Raw genomic sequence first — 24,636 nt, 5'->3', positions numbered from 1 at the left:
ACCGAACGGGTAAGCCCGTCACAGCAATATGAGTGGTGTGCCTCTGGGTGCATAAGCGGGGTGGTACCGCGGCTGAAAGGTCGTCCTCGTGCAGACTATTCGCACCTACGTACCACTGGAGCCTCATGTCGTATCCCCGCCACAGCTCAGATGATTCCGTCGCGCCGTCCCCGAAGTTTCCGGCGATCGAAGAGCAAGTGCTCTCGTACTGGAAGGCAGACGGCACTTTTCAGGCATCCATTGATCAGCGTGAAGGCGCCGATGAGTGGGTCTTCTACGACGGTCCTCCTTTTGCCAATGGCCTCCCGCACTACGGTCACCTGCTGACCGGCTACGCCAAAGACCTCTTTCCGCGCTACCAGACCATGCGCGGCAAGCAAGTGCACCGTCGCTTCGGCTGGGACACCCACGGACTCCCCGCTGAACTCGAAGCGATGCGCCAGCTTGGCATCACCGAGAAGAGCCAGATCGAAGAGATGGGCATCGACAAGTTCAATGCCGCCGCTCGCGAATCGGTGCTCAAGTACACCGGCGAATGGCAAGAGTATGTGACGCGCATGGCGCGTTGGGTCGACTTCGAGAACGACTACAAGACGCTCGATGTCAACTTCATGGAGAGCGTCATCTGGGCGTTCAAGCAGTTGCACACGAAGAACCTCGCCTACGAGGGTTTCCGAGTGCTGCCGTACTGCTGGAATGACGAAACCCCGCTTTCCAACCACGAACTGCGCATGGATGACGACGTCTACAAGATGCGTCAAGACCAGACCGTCACGGTCACGTTCCCTCTCGATGGCGTGAAGGCAGAGGCGCTGGGTCTCACCGGCGTGAAGGCTCTTGCCTGGACGACCACCCCGTGGACGCTCCCCACCAACCTTGCTCTCGCTGTCGGTCCTGACATCGACTACGCGGTGCTGCCTGCTGGCCCGCTCGGTGCTGGCGACGGTTCGGAGCAGGGCTCCGCCCAGTTCATGCTTGCGGGCGACACCATCGCGGCCTACGCGAAAGAACTTGGCTACGAGACTGCTGAGGAAGCTCTTGCTGCAGTCACGCGCACCATCAAGGGTGCCGAACTCGCGGGCGTTCGCTATGACCGCCTCTGGGATTTCTATGCGGATGTCGAAACCTACGGCACCGAAAACGCGTGGCAGTTCTTGGTCGCCGACTACGTTGCCACCGGTGAAGGTACCGGCATCGTGCACCAGGCGCCCGCCTACGGTGAAGATGACCAAAATGTGTGTGCCGCTGCCGGCATCCCCGTTGTTATCTCGGTTGACGATGGTGGCAAGTTCTTGCCGTCGGTGCCGCCCGTTGAAGGCATGCAGGTGTTCGATGCCAACAAGCCGCTCACGAAGTTGCTGCGCGAAGAGGGCCGCCTGCTCAAGGTCGCCAGCTACGAGCACTCCTACCCGCACTGCTGGCGCTGCCGCAACCCGCTGATCTACAAGGCGGTGTCGAGCTGGTTCGTGAAGGTTCCGGAGTTCCGCGACCGCATGGGCGAGCTCAACCAGGAGATCAACTGGGTTCCCGAGAACGTCAAGGAGGGCCAGTTCGGCAAGTGGGTGAGCAATGCCCGCGACTGGTCGATCAGCCGCAACCGCTATTGGGGTTCGCCGATCCCGATCTGGAAGAGCGACAACCCTGACTTCCCGCGCGTGGATGTCTACGGTTCGCTGGCTGAGATCCAAGCCGACTTCGGCCGCTTGCCTCTCAACCACGAGGGCGAGCCCGACCTGCACCGCCCGTTTATCGATGAGTTGACGCGACCGAACCCCGACGATCCGAGTGGTCAGTCGACGATGCGTCGTATCGAAGACGTGCTCGACGTGTGGTTCGATTCGGGTTCGATGCCCTTCGCTCAGGTTCACTACCCGTTCGAGAACCAGGAGTGGTTCGACACCCACAGCCCTGCCGACTTCATCGTGGAGTACATCGGTCAGACTCGCGGATGGTTCTACACCCTCCACACGCTCTCGACGGCGTTGTTCGACCGCCCGGCCTTCTCTAACGTCATCAGCCACGGCATCGTGCTCGGCAATGACGGCCAAAAGATGTCGAAGAGCCTGCGTAACTACCCGGATGTCTCCGAAGTGTTCGAGCGTGACGGTGCTGACGCTATGCGCTGGTTCCTGATGTCGAGCTCGGTGATACGCGGCGGAAACCTCATGGTTACCGAAGAGGGCATCCGTGATGGTGTTCGCCAGATGCTGCTGCCGCTGTGGAGCACGTACTACTTCTTCACTCTCTACGCCAACGCTGCCGATAACTATGAGGCGAGTTGGCGCACCGATTCTACGAACGTTCTCGACCGCTACTTGCTCGCTAAGACGCGAGAGCTGATTGAGGATGTCACTACCGAACTCGATGCCCTCGACAGCCCGATGGCGGCGGCCAAGCTCCGCGACTTCGCCGATGTGCTCACCAACTGGTACGTGCGTCGCAGCCGTGACCGCTTCTGGAGCGGCGACGACAAGGATGCCTTCGACACTCTCTACACGGTCTTGGAGACCGTGGCGCGAGTTGCGGCACCGTTGCTCCCGCTCATCTCGGAAGAGATGTGGCGCGGCCTCACCAACGGCCGCAGCGTGCACCTCACGGATTGGCCTGACGCCGCAGCTTTCCCGGCTGACCACGATCTGGTTGCTTCGATGGACCGCGTGCGTGAGATCGCCTCAAGCGGACTTGCTCTGCGCAAGGCTCGCAGCCTGCGCGTGCGACTGCCTCTGGCTTCGCTGACCGTCGTAAGCGAGACCCCCGCGGCTCTCGCGCCGTTTAGCGACATCCTTCGCGATGAGCTCAACGTCAAGGCTGTGAAATTTGACGCTCTCGAAGAAGGTTCGTTGGAGAGCTTCGGCATCACCAAGAAGCTCACCGTCAACGCTCGTGCTCTCGGCCCGCGTGTCGGCAAGCAAGTGCAGCAGGTCATCAAGGAAGCCAAGGCCGGCAACTGGGAAACCACGGCCGAGGGTGTTTCCGTCGACGGGATGCCGCTGGAAGCCGGCGAGTACGAGCTCCAGATGGAAGCCGCCGACGAGGCCAGCGCAATCGCGTTCCTCTCTGAGGGTGGCTTTGTGATCATTGACACCCAACTCACTCCAGAACTCTCGGCGGAGGGCCTCGCTCGCGATGTCATCCGTGCGATTCAGGATGCCCGCAAGGCGGCAGGCTTCGACGTGAGCGACCGCATCTCTCTGACGATTGGGGCGCCAGACCCCGCCGACCACGAGGCCATCGGATTCCACAGCGCCATGATTTCCTCAGAAACGCTTGCAGCGCAAACCACCGTTCAGGCCTTCGCGAATGATCTCGAAGAGGGCACACTAGAGGTGCACCGCACGCAACTCGCGGCAGGAAAATACGCCAATAACGGCGCGCTGGTGATCGACATCACCAAGATGGGAACGACCAATGTCTGACCGCGATGATGAACTCGGTAACGACGGCCAATTCGACGAAAACGGCGACCCCATTGAGGCGTCGTTGACCGACGAAGAACGCGCCGAGCTTGGCCCGGAGCATCCCCTTGCCGACCTGAGTCCCTTCGCGGATGGTTTTGAAGGCACGAACATCGATGAGGATTCAGACTTCGAACTTGAAGACACTGAATACCTCTCGGATGCCAACAATGTGTTCGAAGAGCTGCTCGCTCGAGTGGGGGAGCAGGCGCCTCAACCGCGGCTCGAAGCAACTCGTCGCGCCGTCGAGTTGATCGGCGACCCGCAGCGCACGTACCCCGTTATCCACGTCACGGGCACCAACGGCAAGACCTCCACGAGTCGCATCATCGAAAGCATTCTGCGCGCCTATGGGCTGCGCACGGGGCTCATGACGAGTCCGCATCTGGTGCGCGTCAACGAGCGCATCGTGATTGATGGCCGGGCGATTTCGAACCGGGCACTGGCCGAGAACTGGGCTGACATCCGTCCGTTCCTGCTCATGGTCGATGCCGAGCTGATGGCCAAGGGCGAAGAAGCGCTCACCTACTTTGAGGCGCTGACGGTGCTGGCATTTGCGAGCTTTGCGGATGCCCCTATCGACGTCGCCATCCTTGAGGTCGGCATGGGTGGCGAGTGGGATTCCACGAATGTCGCTGACGGTCAAGTTGCCGTGTTCACGCCGATTGCGCTCGATCACACGCATCGTTTGGGTACGACAATTGCGCAGATTGCGCGCACCAAGGCGGGCATTATCAAGCCGGCTGCAGCGATCGTGTCGGCTATTCAGTCGTCGGATGCTCAGATCGAGTTGGAGCGCGCAGCAGACCTTACCGAGTCAACGATTGGTGTCGAGGGCGATGCGTTCGAGCTCCTCAGCAGCAATGTTGCCGTGGGCGGCCAACTTATTTCGGTGCGCGGACTCGCCGGCACCTACTCTGACCTGTTTATGCCGCTGTTTGGGGAGTTCCAGGGGCACAACGCCGCGCTCGCTATCGCTGCCGTTGAGTCGTTCTTGGGCGCTGGCAGCCAGGCGCTCGTTCACGATGTGCTCGCTGAAGGGCTCGCTACCGTCGCGTCGCCGGGGCGACTGCAGGTTATTGGTGCAGAACCCACCGTGATTGTGGATGCCGCTCACAACCCTCATGGGGCAGCGGCTCTCGCCGCAGCGCTCAAGGAATACTTCACCTTCGAAGACATCGCTTTTGTGATCGCGGTCGTTGACGACAAGGACGCTGCTGGCATCGTGGAGGCTCTCGCCCCCGTTGCTAATCGCTTCTACGTGACGGCATCACAGTCTGACCGTGCCGTTCCTCCAGAGGAACTCGTTGAGACGGTTCGCGCGTTTACCGATGAGACCACCGATTTCGATTCCTTTGCCGAAGCGATGGAGTTGGCGCGCAGCTGGGCCGCAGAGAACGAACGCCGTGCTGTCGTCGTAACGGGTTCCATCACTCTCGTCGGTGAGGCACTCGCTCTTGCCGAGGCGGAAGGCTGGAAACCGTGACCGCCGCACCCGCGGTCCGCAGAAAGCGCTCCGTCACTGAACTGCTACTGAGCATCGTCTTGGTGCTCGACGCCACGCTGATCTTCTTCGTCGCGCTGACGGCGTTCGGGCTCAAAGCTCTTGCTCCGGCACCAGCGTTCATTGGGGGAGCAGTTCTGATCCTCGTGTTCGTCGCTCTTGCCCGGATGCTGCACCGCCCGGGTGCCCTCTGGGTTGGTTGGGCGCTGCAGGTCGGTCTCGTTGCTCTTGGTTTCATCCTCACGCCGATGTTTTTCGTGGGAGCAGGTTTTGCTGGCATCTGGATCTATTGCTTCATCAAGGGCCAGCAACTCGACCGCGCCAAGGCCGAAATACTTAACACCCAGTCCATGACCACCCCCTCTGAGGAGACACAATGAACATCGAAGAGACCCTTGTACTGATCAAGCCTGACGGCGTTGCTCGCAATCTGACGGGCGAAATCCTTCGCCGCATCGAAGCGAAGGGCTACCAGCTGGTAGACGTGCGTCTTGTGCAGGCGGATGTCGACCTTCTGTCACAGCACTACGCCGAGCACGAAGGCAAGCCGTTTTACGAGCCGCTGCTCGACTTCATGCAGTCCGGCCCGACGGTCGCGCTTCGCATCACGGGCAACCGTGCAATCGAGGGCTTCCGTTCGCTCGCCGGCACCACTGACCCCACGACGGCAGCTCCCGGAACGATCCGTGGAGATCTCGGTCGTGATTGGGGCCTCGCTGTTCAGCAGAACCTTGTGCACGGCAGCGATTCGCCCGAGTCGGCAGCGCGTGAGCTCGCTCTGTGGTTCTCTTAAATCGCACCCCTTTTATACCCTCACGGGTAGGTGACTGATCGGCTGCGTAGCCTCACCCGCAGTGCGTCTCAGGTCACGACACAATGGCGAGAGCCTGACTATCGTCAGGCTCTCGCCATTGTCGTGTTCCCGGTGGGGAATATGTTTAGAGGTAAGCCAGAACGTCGAGTCGATACTGAGCGACGATGGCGATGATGATGTACCCGACGATCGTGATCACCGGCACCCAGCTGTAGGCGGCGCCGGCAGCTTTGCGAAGCGCACGGGGAGCTGGGATCGCGCCGACTTTGAGGTTGCGAAGCGTCACTGCCCAGAACATGGGGATCGTGACGGACCACACAACCATGCACCACGGGCACAGCGTGCCGATGTTGAAAATGCTCTGATAGGCGAGCCACAGAATGAACGTGAAAGCGCCAGCTACGCCGAGGTTGAACGTGACCCAGAACCAGCTATTGAAGCGCGCTCCGGCGAGTATCGCGGCGCCAACAACGACCGGCGCCATGAACGCCACTAGGCCAATGATGGGGTTAGGAAAGCCGAACAACGCGCCCTGCGCTGACTCGAGATTGGCCGCGCATTGCACGACGATGCTGAAGTCGCAGCTCAACGTGGCATCCGGGTTTTCGAGCACGTGGAGTTTCTCTAGTGTGAGCTGGAATGAGGCCCAGAGCCCCACTACCCCAGCAAAGATCAGAAAAATAGCGAGGGCGATGGGCCTGTTGCGAACCCCGGAAGCAGTCATGCTGGGATTATCGCACGCGCGTCAGGCTCACTTTCTGAGAATGCATGCGATAATGAAGCGTAGTTATTCCGAGCCGCGCTCGGAACAACACCAAGAAGTCTTCCCGGGCATAGCGACCGGACCAGTTGCGCAACGCTAGTTGCGTGCGTCGGATAGCCAGTTCCGGAGTGCTGTGAGAGAGCACAACTGCAACGCGAGCCACGGGCCCGTTGCAGGACCTGAAGAATTAGTAGCGGTTCCTGAACCATAGGTTTGGTGGGGGAATAGCGCACGAGAGAGTACCCGGTAGGTGGCGCGGTCGCCTACACAGGGCAAGGAGTACACCAGCAATGGTGAATGAAAGCAATAATTCGAAAGATGTTCCGAAGAAGAAGGGCCTTTTTGGTCGCATTCTTCCTTCTTCAAAGGCAGCGGTAGAGAAGCCAGTGGCACAGAAGCCGCCGGTCGAACAACCCGCCGTTGAGGCTCCGGTTGCAGAGAGCGCACCCCGCGCAGCGAAGGCTGCTCAGCGTCCGGCCGCCAAGACCGCAAGCGAACACCTCGGGCTCGAAGTTCCGGATGCCGTTACCGGCATGAAAGACAAGGCAGCGACCGAGTCCAAGGCCGCGAGCTCCGCTGCGACCGCACCGGATGCCGCACAGACAGACGCAAAATCAGACGCCAAGTCGACTTCAACGGCATCCACTCGTTCGCGCTCACGCAAGAGCCCTGCCGCCAAGAAGACGACCGAGAAGGCCGCCACAGCCAAAGCCGCTCCGGTGACCCCGCCGTCGACGACGTCGCTGCTTTTTCAGGCACCTGATCTTCCCGACCTGCCCGCACTGCCGGCTCGTTCGTCGCGTTCGCGTAACGACAACGGCGCTGGTTCGGATAACCGCAACGGCGATAACCGCAATGGCGACAACCGCAATGGCGACAACCGCGATGGTCGAGACAACCGCAACAATGACGGTCGCAAAAACGATAACGATAGCCAAGACGAAGCGGGCAACGTTCGCCGTCGTTCACGCCGTCGTTCCGGTGAGGACGCTCGCCCCGGCGACGAATCACCGAACACGGTTGTTCGGGTTCGCCAGCCGCGCAAGCAGGCAGAGCCCAGCAATGAACCCACACGCGTCAAGGGCTCGACTCGTCTTGAAGCCAAGAAGCAGCGCCGCCGCGATGGCCGCGATGCTGGTCGTCGTCGCCCCGTCGTAACGGAGAGCGAGTTCCTCGCGCGCCGCGAAAGTGTTGACCGCGTCATGGTGGTCCGCTCGAAGTTTGATCGCATCCAGATTGGTGTTCTCGAAGACGGCGTCTTGGTTGAGCACTACGTAGCGAAGGCTCAAGACGCTAGCCTCATCGGCAACGTTTACCTCGGTCGCGTTCAGAACGTTTTGCCCAGCATGGAAGCAGCATTCGTTGACATCGGGCGCGGCCGCAACGCCGTGCTTTATTCCGGTGAAGTTGACTGGGATGCCGCTGCTGAGAACTCTGCTGATGGCAAGCCGCAGGCTCGTCGCATTGAGCTCGCGCTCAAGCCAGGCGACCGTGTGCTTGTGCAGGTCACGAAGGATCCGGTAGGCCACAAGGGTGCCCGACTCACGAGTCAGGTTTCCTTGCCCGGTCGTTACCTCGTTTATGTTCCTAACGGTTCGATGAGCGGCATTAGCCGCAAGCTGCCCGACACGGAACGTTCGCGTCTCAAGAAGATCCTCAAGGGCGTTCTTCCGGAGAACGTCGGTGTCATCGTGCGCACCGCAGCCGAGGGCGCGACTGAAGAGCAGCTCACGCTCGACGTGAACCGTCTGACTAACCAGTGGGCTGACATCAGCGCGCAGGTTGATAACGCTCAAAACCAGGGCCCAGCATTGCTGCACTCGGAACCTGATCTTTTGATCAAGATCATTCGGGATGTCTTCAACGAAGACTTCCACAAGCTTGTCATCGAGGGTGACGACGCCCGTAAGACCATCGAGGGATACGTGCGTTCGGTCGCACCTGACCTGCTCGATCGTCTGCAGGCTCACGAGGGAACCGTTGACTCCTTCGAGGAGTACCGCATTTCTGAGCAGATCGAAAAGGCTCTCGACCGCAAGGTATGGCTGCCCTCGGGCGGTTCGCTTGTGATCGACCGCACCGAAGCGATGACTGTCGTCGACGTCAACACCGGCAAGTTTGTCGGTTCTGGCGGAAACCTCGAAGAGACCGTCACCAAGAACAACGTCGAAGCAGCGGAAGAAATCGTTCGCCAACTGCGCTTGCGTGACATCGGTGGAATCATCGTCGTCGACTTCATCGACATGGTTCTTGAGTCCAACCGCGACCTCGTGCTGCGTCGCCTCGTCGAGTGCTTGAGTCGTGACCGCACCAAGCACCAGGTTGCTGAAGTGACGTCACTCGGTCTCGTGCAAATGACGCGGAAGAAGCTTGGCCTTGGCCTGCTTGAGACGTTTAGTGAGAACTGTGAAGTATGTGCCGGCCGCGGTGTAGTCGTTCATCACGACCCCGTCACCAAGCACCGCTCGCAGCCGACACAGAACGAGCAGGCTGGCGGTGGACGCCGTGGGCGCAACCGTGGCGGCAACAACAACTCCGGCGGTTCGAACAACAACTCGGGCAACTCGAACGGCAACAACGGCGGCAACAACGGCAACGGTGGTGGATCGCAAACACAGCAGTCCAACAACTCCGCGAAGAATACTGCTCCGGCTTCGGCTCCGAGCAATGGCACTCACGCGATCACTGAAGACGTGCGCAACGCGCTTGCTCGTGTTGCCGCGAGCACCGTGGTCCCTACCGTCGAAAACCCCGCTAGTGAAGCGCCAGCAGTGGATGCCACGGCAGCCGCTCCTGCAGCGACCGAGACAGTGGCGGCTCCCGAGCCCAAGAAGTCACGACGCAGCAAGAGCGGAAACAAGTCAGCTCAGCCCGCTCAGCGCTCGAGTGATGCTGTCGAGCCGGCCGCTGAAGCTTCTGTGGCCATTTTCGACATTCCCATCACCAAGGCCGAGAGCTCGACTCCCAAGATCAGCACGCAGGATGCGGAGCAGATTCTGGGTTCGGTTCTCGAGGCTCTTCCTGAGCCCAAGCAGCCTGGTCACGGCAAGGCTCGTGGTTCACGACGTGCCAGCAGCCAGGGAAAGACTGTTAACGCAACGCCTGCCGACGACAACTAACACTGCGGCACTCGGTACTTTTCGAGTTTCAACTTTGTAAGGTTTACTTGTGACCACAACCGTGCCAGCGAGTGTCGATGATCACCATCATCAGCATGATCATCGACCTCGCCGGTCACGAAACCGTTGGTTGTGGTTGGCATTCGGCACGATTGGTGTCGCGGCAATCTTCGCGCTTCGGGCGTACACGGGCGAGCTAGAGTCCGTCGGAGTTCCCGGTCTCACCGCAGACCTTCTGACGTTGGCGACCAGTGTCATCATCGAGTCGCTGCCGTTCGTTGTGCTCGGCATCCTGTTGTCAATCGTGGTGCAGGCGTGGCTTCCGGATGACCTGCTGATGCGGTATTTGCCGCAGAGTCCGGTGTTGCGTCGGGCCGCAATCTCGCTATTCGGTATTGCGCTGCCCGTGTGTGAATGCGGCAACGTGCCCTTGGCTCGCGGGCTAATTCTCAAGGGCTTCTCGGTGCCCGAGTCGATGACGTTCCTGTTAGCGGCTCCGATTATCAACCCGATCACGATTGTGACGACCCATCAGGCGTTTGGCTTTGATGACGGCATCCTCGTGGGGCGAATTCTTGGTGGCCTTGCAATCGCCAACATCGTGGGTTGGCTGTTCAGCTTGCACCCGCAGCCCAACGCCATTCTCACTGGTCGTTTCGCTCAGCAGTGTGCAGTGGGTTCTCACGGTCCTCGGCAGTCGCGTACCGAGAAGAGCCTCGACATCTTCATGCGCGAATCCAGCGTGCTCATGCCCGCTGTGTTTATCGGCTCCCTTATCGCTGGCGCAATCCAAGTGGCGGTTCCGCGAGATGTGCTGGTCACACTGGGCAGCAATCCGCTCTGGTCGATTCTCGCAATGATGGCGCTGGCATTCGTGATCTCGGTCTGCTCCAGCGTCGACGCATTCTTTATCTTGCCCTTTGCGAGCACGTTCATGCCGGGTTCGATCGTGACGTTCCTGGTGTTCGGTCCGATCATCGACATCAAGATGCTGGCCATTATGCGCACTACCTTTACGGCCAAGGTGCTGCTGCAGCTATCGCTGGTCGTCGCCCTGATGAGTGCCTTTATCGGATTGGTGATCAACTATGTGGTCTAGCCTCCAACGCTGGTGGGGCGTCATCCTGATTCTCGTCGCTGTGAGCGCCACGGTCTGGCTCGGGGCGACCCAGCAGCTCGTTCTTTACATTCACCCCCGCTATGTGGTGTTCACGGTCGTGATGGCGGCTCTCGCGCTCGTGATGGGCGTGCTGAGCCTTGCGATCCGTCCGGCGAACACCGAAGAGGCGGTGGCTCCGCGCGGGTGGTCGCGGGTTGTCGGGGGAGTAGCTCTGCTTCTTTCTGGTGCTGTCGCACTCTCTCTAGTTCTCGTGCCCCCCACAACGCTGTCGAGTGCCACGGCAAGTCAGCGCGATATTGTGGGCTCAACGGTGGGCAGTGATAGCCAGAACGTCGATGAGGTCGAGAACGCCGACGACGAATTGATCGCAAGTTTCACGGTCGTCGATTGGTCCTCGCTGTTGCGTCAGACCAGCGACCCGAGCTTCTACTCCAATAAGACGGCGGATGTCGTGGGCTTCATCACGGCCAGCGAAGACGATCCCGCCAATATTTTCTATCTGTCGCGCTTCACAGTCACGTGCTGCGCGGTCGACGCGCAGCCCACAGGTCTCGCCGTCTACGCCCCGGACTGGGCGAACGACTTTGAGGTTGATGCGTGGGTAGAGATCACCGGTTCGTTTGAGGTCAACCCGAGTTCGCGCAGCGATCTGCCGCTCGTGCTCGTTCCGGAGACCATGACGGGAGTTGAGCGGCCGAGTGAGCCCTATCTCTATTAGTCCGCGTCCTCCGGAGGGGGAGCACAGCATCCGCTCGTTCCGGCGCACGTTCGCGCTGACGGTAGGCGTTCTGCTTGTCCTCTGCGGCGTGTTCTTGGCACTCGGTTACCTGCAGGGGCCCAAATTGTCGAGCGCGCAAGTCGATGCGGATGCGGTGGTGTCGTCGTCAGATCAAACGTTGCGTCTTTTTGCGAACCAGACTCTCGCAGCGGTGGATGCCGGCGCAGTCTCGGTGGATCCGGCGGTCGCTGCCACGGTGTCGAGCGATGGCGATCTGATTTCTGTGCAATTTTCGGAGGCGCTGGACTACAACACTGAATACACGGTGTCGGTTGAGGGCGTCGTGAGCCCATCTGGTGGCTCTGAGTCGACTCTGACTTATTCGTTCACCACTGCTGAGCCGACGCTCTACTATCTCGACCGCGGCGAGCCGAACGACGAGATTGTTGAGACCGGGATGAGCTCGCAAGAGCGCACTGTTGTGTACTCGGGCGAAGGCATCGAAGAATTCGTTCCAGTGGGCGATGTGTTCGCTGTTAGTACGGCCGCCGCTGACCGCACGGGTACGCTCACGCTGGTGAACCCTGACACGGGCGTTACCGAACAGGTGTTGCTTCCCGAAGTTGGCGAGGTCGCCGATCTGGATGCCGCTCGCTCTAGTTCACTCCTCGGATTCACCATTTCGAGTCTCGACCCTGGTCCTATCCCCACGGTTTCGCACACGTTGTACACGCTGGACGTTAATCGGGGGCGAGATGTCGTTGCCGTCACTGGCTTGGACGGCGAGCCCATGCGCGTTGTGGGCTGGCAGTTCGTGCCTGGCACCACCACGATTGTGGCGCTCACGACGGAGAGCACACTGGTGCGGGTTGATACGACATCTGGTTTGGTCGTTCCTCTTGGCGGCTACTTTGAGTTTGACCGAGTGTCTGCCGACGGTTCGACCGTGGTGGTCGTTGACGCGCGGGGCAGCGCGTCAGTCGCGTTGGTTGACGGCGAAGAGTTGCGCCTGAATCCCTCGCCCATCGATGGCGAGCAGCCTTTCTTGGGTCAAACGGATGCGGATGCGGCGGGAAACCTTGTGGCCAAGATGGTGTTGGTTAGCTCCGACGGTGGTTCATTTAGCAGTGTGCTCGCTTACGACGATGGCGAAGTTTCGCGCATCCTGTACCAAACGGTCGATGACAAGGGCGCGATTCTGGATTTCCACGTATCGCCGAACAATCAGTTTGTAGCGGTGGAAGTGCAGCCCAACGTGTCGAACTTTGACTCTGATGAGTATGTGATGAATCCACGGCCGCAGAGCGTTACGACCTATCTGGTGGAGATTGCGACCGGAGCGGTGACGCGCAGTGTTGAGGGCTTCGGCCTCGTGTGGCGCTAGGTTCGCTTTATGACAGCGATTTCTGACCTCAACGAGTTGCTTGCTTCGATGGAGCCCCATCTCAATGAGGGCGTGTTCGTCTTCGCGACGGTGGATTCGCTTGCGGAGGTTGATGCGTCGTCGATCGTGGCATTGATGCAGGAGCCTGAGGGACTTTCCGTGGTGATGACCGAGTCGGATGCTCTGCGCCAGGGCATCGCCCACGAGTTCCGCTCGTCGTGGATCACTCTCACTGTCACGTCTGCCCTAGAGGCCGTTGGCCTCACGGCGGCGTTCGCGCAGGCGCTCGGTGATGTTCAGATCAGCTGCAATGTGATCGCTGGCCATCACCATGACCACATCTTCGTCTCTGTCGAGTCCACGGATGCCGCTCTGGCGGCGCTACGCGGCCTGCAGGCGTCCGCTCGTTAGTCAGGCTGCACATCGCCTAACGTGCGCCTCAGGCGTGCGTTGGTTACTTCGCTGGGCGGTCGCGTTGAGCGACGCGCAGCCCGCTCGCTTCGAGTCTGCGCACGAACTCGCGCACGCCAACGGGTTCCGCTCCGAGGCTGACAAGTTCAGTCCACATGCGGGCGGGGACGTCGTAGTGGTCGAGGTCAAATCCGCGGCGGGGGATGCCTGCCCTGCTCGCAAACTCGTGTAATTCCTCGAGAGACACATCGCTGACGATGTGCGCCCACACCGTGTCATGGGCTGGCCAAATTGGCTGGTCGATCAACACGGTCATGCTGCGAGCCTAATTGACGGCGAATCGCTGGGGGGAGGTTTTGACCCAATGCCCGTTCGCAACGTACTATGGACTCTGCTGCACCCGAGTTGTGGTTCCGATCGTTGAGATCGTGACCAATGTTGGTGTACACGTTCTCGTTTTCGTCGGGTCAAGATCATGATTGATTCAGTCGAAAGCTACTGCAGCGTGTCGTTTGACCGGGAGTGCCCACGTCGAGTATTGTTGATCCTTGGCGTGTGCTGGGCAAAGCCCGCAGAATTCGCCACAAGCTTCAGTAGTTCTAGCTATTCAATCGTTAAGTAAGGGTCAAAAGTGGTTTACGCAGTTGTGCGCGCCGGTGGGCGGCAGGAGAAGGTAGAGGTCGGCACGATTGTCGTTCTCGACCGCATCGCAGCCGACAAGAACGGCAATGTTGAGCTCGCTCCAGTTCTGTTCGTTGACGGCGACAAGATCACTCACGACGCCAAGGCGCTTGAGAAGATCAAGGTCGTTGCCGAGGTATTGAACGATGAGCGCGGTCCCAAGATCGTTATCCAGAAGTTCAAGAACAAGACCGGCTACAAGGTTCGCCAGGGTCACCGTCAAGAACTGACCCGTATCAAGATCACCAGCATCAAGTAACTGCTGACGGACGTAAAGGACTTCTAGACAGATGGCACATAAAAAGGGCGCAAGCTCCACCCGTAACGGCCGCGATTCCAACGCTCAGCGCCTCGGCGTAAAGCGCTTCGGTGGCCAAGAGGTTCTCGCCGGCGAAATCATCGTTCGCCAGCGTGGCACTCACTTCCACCCCGGCGTTAACGTCGGCCGTGGCGGCGACGACACACTGTTCGCTCTCGCACCGGGCGCAGTTCAGTTCGGCGCAAAGGGCGGCCGCAAGGTCGTCAACATCGTTTCCGCGTAACTTTCCGCGGCATTTCCACGCAGCCTGCTTGCAGGCACGCGTTACAGCGAAGAGCGAGCTTCGGCTCGCTCTCGCCATTTAAGATGGCACTACAGGCCAGTCATTAGCTCACGAGAACAGGAGGAACCATTGTGGCATCGTTCGTCGACCAGGTAACCCTTCATCTCGTAGCAGGCCATGGTGGCAATGGTTGTGTTTCGGTCAAGCGCGAGAAGTTCAAGCCTCTCGCCGGCCCCGATGGTGGCAAGGGCGGTGACGGTGGGGACATCGTTCTCGTCAGTGACCCGCAGGTAACGACACTTCTCAACTACCACCGCTCACCTCACCGCAAGTCTCAGCACGGTCAGCCCGGTCAGGGTGACCACAAGGCTGGCACCGCTGGTGCAGAGCTGCTGCTTCCTGTTCCGGTTGGCACCGTCGTCCGTGATGCTTCAGGCGAAGTACTCATCGACATGGATGCCCCGGGAATGCGACTGATCGTTGCTCCCGGTGGTCAAGGTGGACTCGGCAACGCCGCGCTGTCTTCCACTAAGCGCAAGGCTCCCGGTTTTGCACTTCTCGGCACGCCCGGTTCCGAGGGGGATATTTTCCTCGAACTCAAGACCGTCGCTGATGTTGCCCTCGTGGGCTACCCCTCTGCGGGCAAATCGAGCTTGATCGCCGCTATGAGCGCCGCAAAGCCCAAGATTGCTGACTACCCCTTCACTACTCTGCACCCCAACCTCGGTGTGGTGGAGTCTGGTGAGGTTCGGTACACGATCGCTGACGTTCCCGGTCTCATCGAAGGTGCCAGCGAGGGCAAGGGGCTCGGCCTCGAGTTCCTGCGCCACGTTGAGCGCTGTACTGCTCTGCTGCACGTTCTCGACTGTGCAACGTTGGAGCCCGGCCGCGACCCGATCACTGACCTCGATGTCATTCTCGGTGAGCTTGCGGCGTATCCCGTTCCCGAGGGGCAGAAGCCTCTCCTTGAGCGCGAACAAATCATCGCTCTCAACAAGGTCGATGTTCCTGAGGGCAATGAGCTCGCTGACATGGTCAAGACTGAGCTTGAGGGGCGTGGCTACCGCGTCTTTGAAGTTTCGGCAGTCTCGCGTCACGGGCTCCGTGAACTTTCCTTCGCGCTGGCAGCACTCGTGCTCGCTGACCGCGAAGCCCGCATTTCTGAGCCCGTCAAGGAACGCATTGTCTTGCGTCCTCGCGCCGTGAACGCGAAAGACTTCGCGGTCAAGGTCGAGGGTGGCACCTACGGCAACATCTACCGCGTGGTGGGCGAGAAGCCTGAGCGTTGGGTTGCTCAGACCGACTTCGCTAACGAAGAAGCGGTGGGCTACCTCGCCGACCGCCTCGCACGCCTCGGCGTCGAAGACGACCTCTTCAAGGCTGGCGCCGTTCCCGGTTCTACCGTCATTATCGGTGCAGGCGGAGGCGTTGTCTTCGACTGGGAGCCGACATTGTCGTCTGCCGCAGAATTGATTGTTGCGCCGCGTGGTACTGACCCGCGACTCGACGACAACCCTCGCGAGACCAACCGCAGCCGTCGCCGCAACTATCTTGAGCGTATGGATGCCAAGGCTGCTGCCCGTGCAGAGCTTGAGGGTGAGCGCGAAGCTGGCGTGTGGCAAGACGATGAAGGTTTCGCTATTCAGCGTGACGATGAGCCGGAGGATCGTGACTAACAAGCCCACCGTGCGCGCCGAGATTCCTCGTGCGCGCCGCATCGTTGTCAAAGTCGGCTCTTCGTCGGTGAGCGGTGCCAACGTGGGCCAGATCGGTGCTCTAGTTGATGCTCTCGTGTCAGCTCATGCCACTGGTTCTGAAGTCATTCTTGTATCGTCCGGTGCGATCGCGACCGGCATCCCTTTCTTGAAATTGGATGCTCGCCCCACCGACCTCGCGACTCAGCAAGCCGCGGCTGCCGTGGGCCAAAACGTTCTCATCTACCGGTACCAAGAGAGCTTCGACCGCTACGGCGTCGTCGCTGCGCAAATCTTGTTGACGGCGGGGGACATGGAAAACCCCACCCACCACAGCAATGCTCAGCGCGCGCTCGAACGATTGCTGGGGCTGAAAATCTTGCCCATCGTGAACGAGAACGACACTGTCGCCACCCACGAGATCCGCTTCGGTGACAACGACCGTCTTGCGGCCCTCGTCTCTGTTTTGGTGCGTGCTGACGTGCTCGTGTTGCTTTCCGATATCGACGCGCTCTATACCAAGCCGCCGTCTGAGCCAGGGGCTGAGCGCATAGATGTTGTCTCCTTTGCGAATGACCTCAGCGATGTCACGTTTGGCGACATCGGTGCGGCTGGGGTCGGAACCGGAGGCGCGGGAACGAAGGTCGCTGCTGCCAAGCATGCTGCGGCCGCTGGCATCCCGGTATTGCTCGCCGAGACAGGCAGTGTTGCTGCCGCTCTGGCGGGGGAGTCGATCGGAACCTGGTTCGAGGCCGATCCCGCCGCTGTGTAACGTTCGATTGGAGTTGCCGAGCGCCGCTACACTCTGATCATGGGTGATTCAGCCGCAACCGCGCTCTCTATTGACGACAAACTTCGCGCCGCACGCGCAGCATCGCGCACTCTTGCCACCGTGACAACGGTGCAGAAGAATGCCGCGCTCGAAGCTATTGCCGCCGGTGTGGTTGCTCACGCCGACCGCATCGTGGAAGCGAACGGCCGTGACCTCGAGCGTGGTCGCAGCACCGGGATGACGGTTGGGCTTCAAGACCGCCTCCGGCTTACTCCGGAACGAATCGCCCAGCTTTCCGCCGCGGTGCTCGAAATTGTTGAGCTTGCTGATCCTGTCGGTACCGTAGTGCGCGGCTCTGTCTTGCCCAATGGCCTTTCTGTAGCGCAGACCCGAGTTCCATTTGGCGTCATCGGGGCGATCTACGAAGCTCGGCCCAATGTCACGATTGATATCGCTGCCCTCGCGCTCAAGAGTGGCAACGCGGTGCTCCTTCGTGGAGGCTCAGCTGCTGAAGACTCCAACCGCGTGCTCGTTGACGTAATTCAGTCAGCGTTGTCGAGCGTCGGGATCGATCCGGCGTCCGTGCAAACGGTCGACGAGTTTGGTCGCGAAGGGGCGAAGGCGCTCATGCAAGCCCGTGGCTTTGTTGATGTGCTCATTCCTCGTGGCAGTGCTCAGCTCATCCAGACCGTCGTCACAGAGTCGACTGTTCCCGTCATTGAAACTGGCGCAGGAATCGTTCACATCTTCTTAGATGAATCCGCCGACGAAACCACCGCCGTTGAAATCGTGCACAACGCGAAGGTACAGCGACCGAGCGTCTGCAATGCGCTTGAGACGCTCCTTGTGCACGAGGCCGCCGCTGAACGACTGATTCCTGCGGTGCTGGCGCGGTTGGCCGAGGCAGGCGTCACCATTCATGCGGATGAGCGCACGCGGCAGCTCTTTCCCGCAGCGGAGATCGCTGACGCCGACGCCTGGTCTGTAGAGCATTTGAGTTTGGATGTCGCGGTGCGGGTGGTAGCCGACCTCGACGCTGCGATCGAACACATCGACACCTACTCCACGAAGCACACGGAATCGATCATCACGAACGATCTCGCGAATGCGGATCGCTTCCTCGCAGAAGTGGATTCCGCGGTGGTCATGGTCAACGCCTCCACTCGCTTCACCGATGGTGCTGAGTTCGGTTTTGGTGCTGAGGTGGGCATCTCGACCCAAAAACTGCACGCTCGAGGCCCCATGGGGTTGCCGGAACTTACGAGTACCAAGTGGGTTGTGCGCGGTAGCGGTCAAGTCCGCGGCTAGACTGTTATCGGTTTTGTGAATGGAGATCTGATGTCGATTTTTCTGAACGTTCTTGCGTCGAGTGAAGAGCTTGCGCCTCTCGTGTTGCCCGCGCTTGCTTTCCCGCTCATTGCGGCGGTCGTGTTGACCACCCTCGGTTTTGTCACGTGGAGCTTCCGTGATGTGTCGAACCGTCACGTAGCTAAGCCGGCGAAGGCTGGCGACGCTCACGGCGCAGGCCACTAAGGCTTTTTTGTGACCGCCGAGACGGCGCCGCGCCGCGCCCGCATCGGCATCATGGGTGGAACTTTCGATCCCATCCACAATGGCCACCTTGTTGCGGCCAGTGAAGCTCAGCTTCAGTTCGACCTCGATCAGGTCGTGTTTGTTCCCACCGGCAAGCCGTGGATGAAAGACACCGCAACATCGGGGGAGCACCGCTACCTCATGACGGTCATTGCGACCGCGGCCAACCCCGGGTTCGATGTCAGCAGAGCTGACCTTGAGCGTGAAGGGGCGACCTACACAATCGACACCCTGCGCGACATGCGCAAGACCTATCCTGACGCCGACCTTTTCTTCATCACGGGCGCGGATGCCGTGGCTCAAATCATGGAATGGAAGGACGTTGACGAGGTCTGGACACTCGCCCATTTCATAGCAGTTTCACGGCCAGGACACGCCTTAACCATTAGTGGATTGCCTGAGCAAGGCGTAAGCTCGTTGGAAGTGCCGGCGCTTGCGATCTCATCTACCGATTGCCGAAACAGGGTCAGTCGGGGTTACCCGGTCTGGTATCTGGTTCCGGATGGTGTCGTTCAGTACATCGCCAAGCACCACCTATATCGGAGTATTTCATGACCACTTTTCACGATCCGCCGCCGCAGTCGCGACGCGCGGCGCGTCAGAGTGAGCGCACACACTCGTCCGACGAGCAGCCCACAGTAGAAGGATTCACCACCTTCCCGTCGCAAAGCGACGACACGCACACTTCTGACGTTAACCAAGCACCTCGCAGTGCGCCCGCCACGCCTCCGGCAACCCCGGCTCAGGCTCCTGTCGCGCCGCCTGCCGCTTCGCAGCCCACCGCAGCCGCTGCCTATCTCACTGCGCCGCCACCCAACGTCAACGGTCAGAGCAATTCCGCTGTTGCGCCGCCGGCACCCGTCGTTCCTGCTGCTTCCGCCGTTCCGGCATCGGATGCGGGCACTGACGTGAGCCAGTTGACGCGCCGTGAGCTGCGCGAACTGCGTGCTCGCGAAGAAGCAGCCAGTCAAACAACTGCTGCTCCGGCCACGCCCGCTCCGGCCGCGCCTGCTCAGGCCGCTCCCGTTCACCCAGCGCCTGCTCAGCCCGCTCCGGCGGCGCCCGCGCCAGTTGCGCCGCCCCAAGCCGCATCCGCGCCAGCTGCTTCTGCTCAGCCTGCAGCATCCACTGCTCCTGTAGCTCCGGCTGCTTCGGCGCCGGCTCCAGCATCTGCGCCTGCACAGGCACCGGCTTCAGCGCCTGCCGCTCGTCCGAGCTTGGCTGACCTTGCTGCGGCGGCATCCGCTGCTGCTCAGGTGAAGCCTGCGAGAACGGCCGAAGAACTGTCGTTCACGCCAGCAGCCCAGGCCTACATCGAGCCGCCAGCCCTAGTCGACCCTCTGGCTGTCGTTCCCGAAGCTGCCGCTACTGCGGCCGCTCCCACGGATGCCCTCAGCGCTTTTGAATCACTGTTGGCCAACCCCGACGGTTCTGTCACGGGTGCGCCTGCTCCGGCAGCTCCGCGGTCACCGCTCGCAGATCTGCCTGCACCTAACGTTGCTGCCGTGCCGAGCGCGCGCACTACGGCTGACCCTGTCACCAAGGTGATGCCAGCGGCCAAGCCCGAACAAGGTGCGAAGTCTGATACGACTGCCGCGCCTACAAAGCCTGAACAGTCGACGCGCCCCACCGTTGAAGGCCTTCTCGGGTTCGACCCGGCGCCAGCGGCTACGAAGCCGCAAGCGTCGTCGACGCCCACCGCTTCGACTCAGACCACATTGAGCAATGCGCGAGCAGAGTTTGATGAGCTCGCGCGCAAACGCCTTGATGGCGAAGTCGCTGCCGCTTCCGTCGCGAAGCCTGCGAATGCACCCACTGCGCAGGCACCCGTTGCTCCGGCTCCCACTGCGCAGGCTCCCGCTGCACCGAGTGCGTCGCCGGCTCCCGCTGCACCGAGTGCGTCGCCGGCTCCCGCTGCGACACCAGTTGTTGCGGCATCCGGTATCTCGATCGGGCACTGGTCCAGCCAGACAAAGACTGACGACGAGACGAACAACGCGATCGTCACGCGCACCATTGGCAGCGGAAGCACCGCAACCAACGCTCTTGTCTTGCCAGCGATTCCGTTTGCTACCGACATCCGTGGTCCGCTGACCTCGAGTGGCGAAGCGATGCTTACCGGTTCAATCGACCTCCCGAGCACTCTCTCGGCAAGCGGTGTTTCTGACCGCTTCGACAAGGGCGACATTGACTCTCTCCTGGATCTCAACGACAGCGACATGGTGTCGACTGATTCGGCGCCCGTGCGCGCGGTCAAGGCCGTCAGCACCTTCTCCAACCAGTCCGTTACGCAGACGCAGAAACCCAAGGGCACGCGTGCTTTGACGGTACTGCTCATCTCAGCAGCGTCGATGGCTGTTGTCGTGGCTGGGCTGCTCGTGGCAGCCTTCGCCTTCAACATGTTGTAGGTTTAACTCTTTGCCTTCAGCTTTTTTCCGATTAAGGATCCTGTGACTGCTTCTCCTCGTGCCAACGAGCTACTTTCCATCGTCGCGAATGCCGCCGACGCCAAGCAGGCGACCGACATGGTTGCGCTCGACGTCACCGGTCCCATGCCTTACGCCGATATCTTCTTCCTGGCGACCGGTCGCAACGAACGTAACGTTCAGTCGATCGCCTCCGAGATCGAAGAGAAGATGATTGCCGCTGGCGCTAAGCCATTGCGTCGCGAAGGTCGTGCTGAGGGTCGCTGGATCCTGCTCGACTTCGGCCACGTCGTTGCGCACATCTTCCACGAAGAAGACCGCCTCTACTACTCGCTCGAGCGTCTCTGGAGCGACTGCCCCGTCATCCCGATTACCATCGCGCCTGTGGCAACAGACGTTGAGTCTGATTCGGAGTAACAAACTTCACACTTCGTAACCCAATTTGTGTGGGTTGCGCCGTGCTGGTTTGCTTGTTTTAGCCGGGCAGTTCGACCCCGGGGCGACTCTCACCAGTCACCTTCTCCCACTGGGGTTTCATGATTACGCTTTCTTCCGTCACCAAGACCTTTGGTGATGCCGCGAATCCAGTTCGCGCCCTCGATGACGTGAGTCTCTCCGTCGCCAGCGGCGAGATTTTCGGAGTTATCGGCCAGAGCGGTGCGGGCAAGAGCACGCTCATCCGCACGGTCAATCTTCTTGAGCGTCCCGACTCGGGAACGGTCACCGTTGCTGACCGTGAACTCACCGCGCTCAGCGACCGCGAACTGCTTCAGGCCCGTCGCGAGATCGGCATGGTCTTCCAGCAGTTCAACCTGCTCGATAGCCGCACCGTTCGCGGAAACGTTGAGCTCGCTCTCGAAATTGTGGGCGTGGAGCGTCGCCAGCGCACCGCACGCACGAATGAGATCCTCGAACTTGTTGGCCTTGAGCACAAAGCTCAGCAGTACCCGGCTCAGCTCTCGGGCGGTCAGAAGCAGCGCGTCGGTATTGCCCGGGCGTTGGCATCCCGCCCCCGGGTGTTGCTCAGCGATGAAGCGACCAGCGCACTCGACCCCGAAACCACCGACTCGATCCTGCAGTTGCTGCGCAGCCTCAACAAAGAGCTCGGGCTCACCATTTTGCTCATCACGCATGAGATGGATGTTGTCAAAAGCATCTGCGATTCTGCAGCACTCATGAGCGGTGGCCGCATTCTCGAACACGGCCGTTTGGTCGATTTGCTGAGCCAACCGGGCTCGCAGCTGGCTCGTGGGCTTTTTCCGCTTGGCGAATTGCCCGAAGGAACCTCCACCGTTATCGACGTCACGTTCGTGGGCCTTTCTTCTGAGCGCCCTGTCGTGGCCCAGCTGGCTAGAACTCATCACCTCGATGTTGGTCTGCTCGGCGCTGCGATGGAAACTATCGGAGGCGCACAGTCTGGTCGTACGCGCCTTGAACTACCAGGAACCATCGAGCAGCACACTGCTGCGATTGATGACCTGCGCGCTCAGGGCCTCGTTGTTGAGATTGTGAGGAGCGGACGATGATTGATTCCACTGCTCCCGGCTTCTGGCCACAGCTGTTCGAAACGCTCCTGAAAGCAACGGGGGAGACCCTGTACCAAGTGGGCGTCACAATGCTCATCACACTCGTGATCGGGCTGGCGCTCGGAACGCTTCTGGTCGTCACTGACCGCGGCGGCATCCTCGAGCGTCCGTTCGGCAGCATTGTTGCCGGCCGGATCATCAATGCGGTTACGCAAACTGTGGTGAACCTAGGCCGCTCGATCCCGTTCATCATTTTGATGATCGCGCTCATTCCTTTCACCCGGCTTCTTCTCGGCTCGGCGTTTGGTGTCACGGCCGCGATTGTGCCGCTGACGGTGGCGGCGATCCCGTTCTACGCCCGCATCGTCGAGATCTCGTTGCGCGAAGTAAACGAAGGACTCGTTGAAGCCGGTCATTCGCTTGGTGCCACTCGCTGGCAACTCGTGTCGAAAGTCATCATTCCCGAGGCTGTTCCTGGCCTCATCCGGGGCTTTACAACGACAGTGGTGTCGATTGTGAACTACTCCGCCATTGTGGGCGCGATTGGTGGTGGAGGTCTGGGTGATGTTGCTATTCGCTACGGTCACCAGCGCTACAGCGTCATCCACATCGTGGCGGTCATTATCGTGTTGGTGGCGATTGTGCAGATCGTTCAAGTGGTCGGCGCGCGCCTGGCCAACCGAATGTCTCACCGCTGACGCGGTCGGCGGCTTACCCCCACGTAGTTCTCTTTTATCCCATCTGTTTCACCCTTCACCAAAGGATTAGTAATGTCACGCTCCAAATTCTTCTCACTCTCGACCGTTGCCGCCGCTGGCGTGCTCGCTCTCACCTTGGCCGGATGCTCGGCTCCCGCCGAAGAGGCCGCTCCGACTGATGGCACTCTCGGTTCGTTGACCGTCGGCGCCACGGCAACGCCAGCTGGCGAAATCGTTCAGTTCGTTATCGACAGCGGACAGGCTGAAGCTGCTGGCCTTGAACTCGACATCGTTGAGTTCACCGACTACACGACGCCTAACCCCGCGCTCAGCGAGGGCAGCCTCGACGTCAACCTGTTCCAGCACGCACCGTTCCTCGACCTGTACAACGAAAACACGGGTGACACCCTCGCCGTTGTCGGCCAGGTGTACCTCCCGCCGCTGGCGCTGTACTCGAAGACCGTTGACGAGCTCGCTGATCTGCCGGATGGCGCCAAGATCGCCCTGCCGAACGATGCCAGCAACGAGGGCCGTGCGCTTCTGTTGCTTGCGGATGCCGGACTCATCGAAACCACGGATGCCCCGTCGACCGTGTCGGACATCACCGCCAACCCCAACGACTACAACTTCATCGAGATTGACGCAGCGAGCCTGCCGTCGGCTCTCGATGACCAGGACGCGGCGATCGTGAACTTCAACTACGCCGGCGCTGCTGGCCTCTCAGGTGACCTGCAGCTGGTCACCGAGGGCACCTCGAGCGTGTACTACAACGTGCTCGCCACCCGCGATGAGCTCAAGAGCGACCCTCGCGTCACCACGCTCTACGAGCTGCTGACCTCGGACGAAACGAAGGCGTACATCAACGACTTCTACAACGGACTCGTTATCCCCGTTTCCTAGTCGCGAAGCTGTCGCGCTCCGCCTGAACTGCACGTCGCTGTGAAAGGGCGGTCGTCATCCATTGGGATGTCGGCCGCCCTTTACTTTTCCCCATAATTTTCGGAGACAATTGGCTGGGAATCGCTCAGATGGTTCTGGATGCGCCAAGCGTGTAGTAATCTTGACAAGTTGCGTTTTCGAAAGAAAACAAAACAGATGGGTCCATGGCGCAGCCCGGTAGCGCACCTGCATGGCATGCAGGGGGTCAGGGGTTCGAATCCCCTTGGATCCACCATCTAGCCCCGCAATCGTAAAGATTGCGGGGCTTTTTCGTTATTCAGGCATCGCCGCTAGGGAGACTCTGGGCCTCCCCATTGGCGATTCCAAGAATCGCTTCCTAGCGTGGAGCAGGTGAATACAACGGGGGAGCTGTGCGCCACCGCCACGGAATCGGTGGGGCGCCCGTTCGGTCATCAAACGGGCCGGGTTCACACGCATCGCCAGCGGGTGTGGGCGCTGATAGCCCTCTTCCATTTT

General features: G+C 60.4%; 23 protein-coding genes and 1 tRNA gene. 22 read left to right on the top strand and 2 right to left on the bottom strand.

What is annotated here, in order from left to right; all coding sequences use genetic code 11:
• Positions 1-125 precede the first annotated feature (125 nt).
• The 4 genes from ileS to ndk are packed head-to-tail and all read left to right on the top strand — an operon-like array spanning position 126 to position 5,752.
• Entirely contained in the window at positions 126-3,416 is a 3,291-nt protein-coding gene (gene ileS / locus I6E52_RS02705) for an isoleucine--tRNA ligase (protein WP_197154700.1), read from the top strand.
• Positions 3,409-4,941, top strand: a complete 1,533-nt coding sequence (locus I6E52_RS02700; protein ID WP_197124283.1) for a folylpolyglutamate synthase/dihydrofolate synthase family protein — start codon at positions 3,409-3,411, stop codon at positions 4,939-4,941. Before ileS ends, I6E52_RS02700 begins: the two co-directional genes overlap by 8 nt.
• On the top strand, positions 4,938-5,339 hold the full coding sequence (locus I6E52_RS02695) for a DUF4233 domain-containing protein (RefSeq protein WP_197154699.1): 402 nt from the start codon (positions 4,938-4,940) through the stop codon (positions 5,337-5,339). The genes I6E52_RS02700 and I6E52_RS02695 overlap by 4 nt, the downstream gene beginning before the upstream one ends.
• Positions 5,336-5,752, top strand: coding sequence for a nucleoside-diphosphate kinase (gene ndk / locus I6E52_RS02690; RefSeq protein ID WP_197154698.1), 417 nt, complete (start codon positions 5,336-5,338; stop codon positions 5,750-5,752). The genes I6E52_RS02695 and ndk overlap by 4 nt, the downstream gene beginning before the upstream one ends.
• A gap of 145 nt (positions 5,753-5,897) precedes the next feature.
• Here ndk and I6E52_RS02685 read toward each other — a convergent pair whose 3' ends face one another.
• Positions 5,898-6,497, bottom strand: a complete 600-nt coding sequence (locus tag I6E52_RS02685) for a vitamin K epoxide reductase family protein (protein WP_197154697.1) — start codon at positions 6,495-6,497, stop codon at positions 5,898-5,900.
• A gap of 329 nt (positions 6,498-6,826) precedes the next feature.
• Here I6E52_RS02685 and I6E52_RS02680 point away from each other — a divergent pair, with 329 nt between their 5' ends.
• From I6E52_RS02680 to I6E52_RS02660, 5 genes are read left to right on the top strand one after another with little or no spacing between them, the layout of a single operon-like run.
• The gene (locus tag I6E52_RS02680; protein ID WP_197154696.1) at positions 6,827-9,655 is read left to right on the top strand and encodes an Rne/Rng family ribonuclease; all 2,829 of its coding nucleotides are present in this window, start codon (positions 6,827-6,829) and stop codon (positions 9,653-9,655) included.
• A 49-nt stretch (positions 9,656-9,704) separates the two neighbouring features.
• Complete coding sequence (locus I6E52_RS02675; protein WP_307842334.1) at positions 9,705-10,754, top strand: permease; 1,050 nt, start codon at positions 9,705-9,707, stop codon at positions 10,752-10,754.
• Positions 10,744-11,493 (top strand): TIGR03943 family protein, encoded by a 750-nt coding sequence (locus I6E52_RS02670; RefSeq protein WP_197154695.1) that lies wholly within the window; start codon positions 10,744-10,746, stop codon positions 11,491-11,493. The genes I6E52_RS02675 and I6E52_RS02670 overlap by 11 nt, the downstream gene beginning before the upstream one ends.
• Positions 11,474-12,877, top strand: coding sequence for an Ig-like domain-containing protein (locus I6E52_RS02665; protein WP_307842333.1), 1,404 nt, complete (start codon positions 11,474-11,476; stop codon positions 12,875-12,877). The genes I6E52_RS02670 and I6E52_RS02665 overlap by 20 nt, the downstream gene beginning before the upstream one ends.
• Before the next feature lie 9 nt (positions 12,878-12,886).
• Positions 12,887-13,288 (top strand): ACT domain-containing protein, encoded by a 402-nt coding sequence (locus tag I6E52_RS02660; protein WP_197154694.1) that lies wholly within the window; start codon positions 12,887-12,889, stop codon positions 13,286-13,288.
• A gap of 43 nt (positions 13,289-13,331) precedes the next feature.
• On the opposite strand, the gene I6E52_RS02655 is transcribed toward I6E52_RS02660, so the two are convergent.
• Positions 13,332-13,604: a DUF4031 domain-containing protein gene (locus I6E52_RS02655; protein WP_197124297.1), complete on the bottom strand. Its 273-nt coding sequence runs from the start codon at positions 13,602-13,604 to the stop codon at positions 13,332-13,334.
• A 315-nt stretch (positions 13,605-13,919) separates the two neighbouring features.
• Between I6E52_RS02655 and rplU the strand changes: the two genes are divergently transcribed.
• The 13 genes from rplU (at position 13,920) to I6E52_RS02590 (ending at position 24,394) form a co-directional block, all read left to right on the top strand.
• Positions 13,920-14,228 carry a 50S ribosomal protein L21 gene (rplU, locus tag I6E52_RS02650; protein WP_009772527.1) on the top strand — a complete coding sequence of 103 codons (309 nt, stop codon included), beginning with the start codon at positions 13,920-13,922 and terminating at the stop codon, positions 14,226-14,228.
• Between the two features lie 31 nt (positions 14,229-14,259).
• Complete coding sequence (gene rpmA, locus I6E52_RS02645; protein WP_197105879.1) at positions 14,260-14,511, top strand: 50S ribosomal protein L27; 252 nt, start codon at positions 14,260-14,262, stop codon at positions 14,509-14,511.
• 131 nt (positions 14,512-14,642) lie between these two features.
• Positions 14,643-16,187: a GTPase ObgE gene (gene obgE / locus I6E52_RS02640; protein WP_197154691.1), complete on the top strand. Its 1,545-nt coding sequence runs from the start codon at positions 14,643-14,645 to the stop codon at positions 16,185-16,187.
• On the top strand, positions 16,180-16,977 hold the full coding sequence (gene proB, locus I6E52_RS02635; RefSeq protein ID WP_307842332.1) for a glutamate 5-kinase: 798 nt from the start codon (positions 16,180-16,182) through the stop codon (positions 16,975-16,977). The genes obgE and proB overlap by 8 nt, the downstream gene beginning before the upstream one ends.
• Before the next feature lie 39 nt (positions 16,978-17,016).
• Complete coding sequence (locus I6E52_RS02630; protein WP_197154689.1) at positions 17,017-18,285, top strand: glutamate-5-semialdehyde dehydrogenase; 1,269 nt, start codon at positions 17,017-17,019, stop codon at positions 18,283-18,285.
• Positions 18,286-18,315: 30 nt separating this feature from the next.
• Complete coding sequence (locus I6E52_RS02625; RefSeq protein ID WP_197154687.1) at positions 18,316-18,510, top strand: hypothetical protein; 195 nt, start codon at positions 18,316-18,318, stop codon at positions 18,508-18,510.
• 9 nt (positions 18,511-18,519) lie between these two features.
• Positions 18,520-19,125, top strand: coding sequence for a nicotinate-nucleotide adenylyltransferase (gene nadD / locus I6E52_RS02620; RefSeq protein WP_197124303.1), 606 nt, complete (start codon positions 18,520-18,522; stop codon positions 19,123-19,125).
• A complete protein-coding gene (locus tag I6E52_RS02615; RefSeq protein WP_197154685.1) occupies positions 19,122-20,978 on the top strand; it encodes a hypothetical protein in 1,857 nt (618 codons plus the stop codon). The genes nadD and I6E52_RS02615 overlap by 4 nt, the downstream gene beginning before the upstream one ends.
• A gap of 42 nt (positions 20,979-21,020) precedes the next feature.
• Positions 21,021-21,413 (top strand): ribosome silencing factor, encoded by a 393-nt coding sequence (gene rsfS, locus I6E52_RS02610; protein ID WP_197154682.1) that lies wholly within the window; start codon positions 21,021-21,023, stop codon positions 21,411-21,413.
• Between the two features lie 119 nt (positions 21,414-21,532).
• Positions 21,533-22,522 carry a methionine ABC transporter ATP-binding protein gene (locus I6E52_RS02605; protein WP_197105872.1) on the top strand — a complete coding sequence of 330 codons (990 nt, stop codon included), beginning with the start codon at positions 21,533-21,535 and terminating at the stop codon, positions 22,520-22,522.
• Positions 22,519-23,220 carry a methionine ABC transporter permease gene (locus I6E52_RS02600; protein WP_197154677.1) on the top strand — a complete coding sequence of 234 codons (702 nt, stop codon included), beginning with the start codon at positions 22,519-22,521 and terminating at the stop codon, positions 23,218-23,220. Before I6E52_RS02605 ends, I6E52_RS02600 begins: the two co-directional genes overlap by 4 nt.
• 72 nt (positions 23,221-23,292) lie before the next feature.
• Entirely contained in the window at positions 23,293-24,120 is an 828-nt protein-coding gene (locus I6E52_RS02595; RefSeq protein ID WP_197154676.1) for a MetQ/NlpA family ABC transporter substrate-binding protein, read from the top strand.
• 197 nt (positions 24,121-24,317) lie between these two features.
• Positions 24,318-24,394 (top strand) — tRNA-Ala (locus I6E52_RS02590).
• Positions 24,395-24,636 lie beyond the last annotated feature (242 nt).

The sequence above is a fragment of the Salinibacterium sp. NG253 genome, assembly GCF_015864945.1.
Taxonomy (GTDB): domain Bacteria; phylum Actinomycetota; class Actinomycetes; order Actinomycetales; family Microbacteriaceae; genus Rhodoglobus.
The sequence above is the reverse complement of the archived record's forward strand: the minus strand, read 5'-3'. Positions and strand labels throughout refer to the sequence as shown.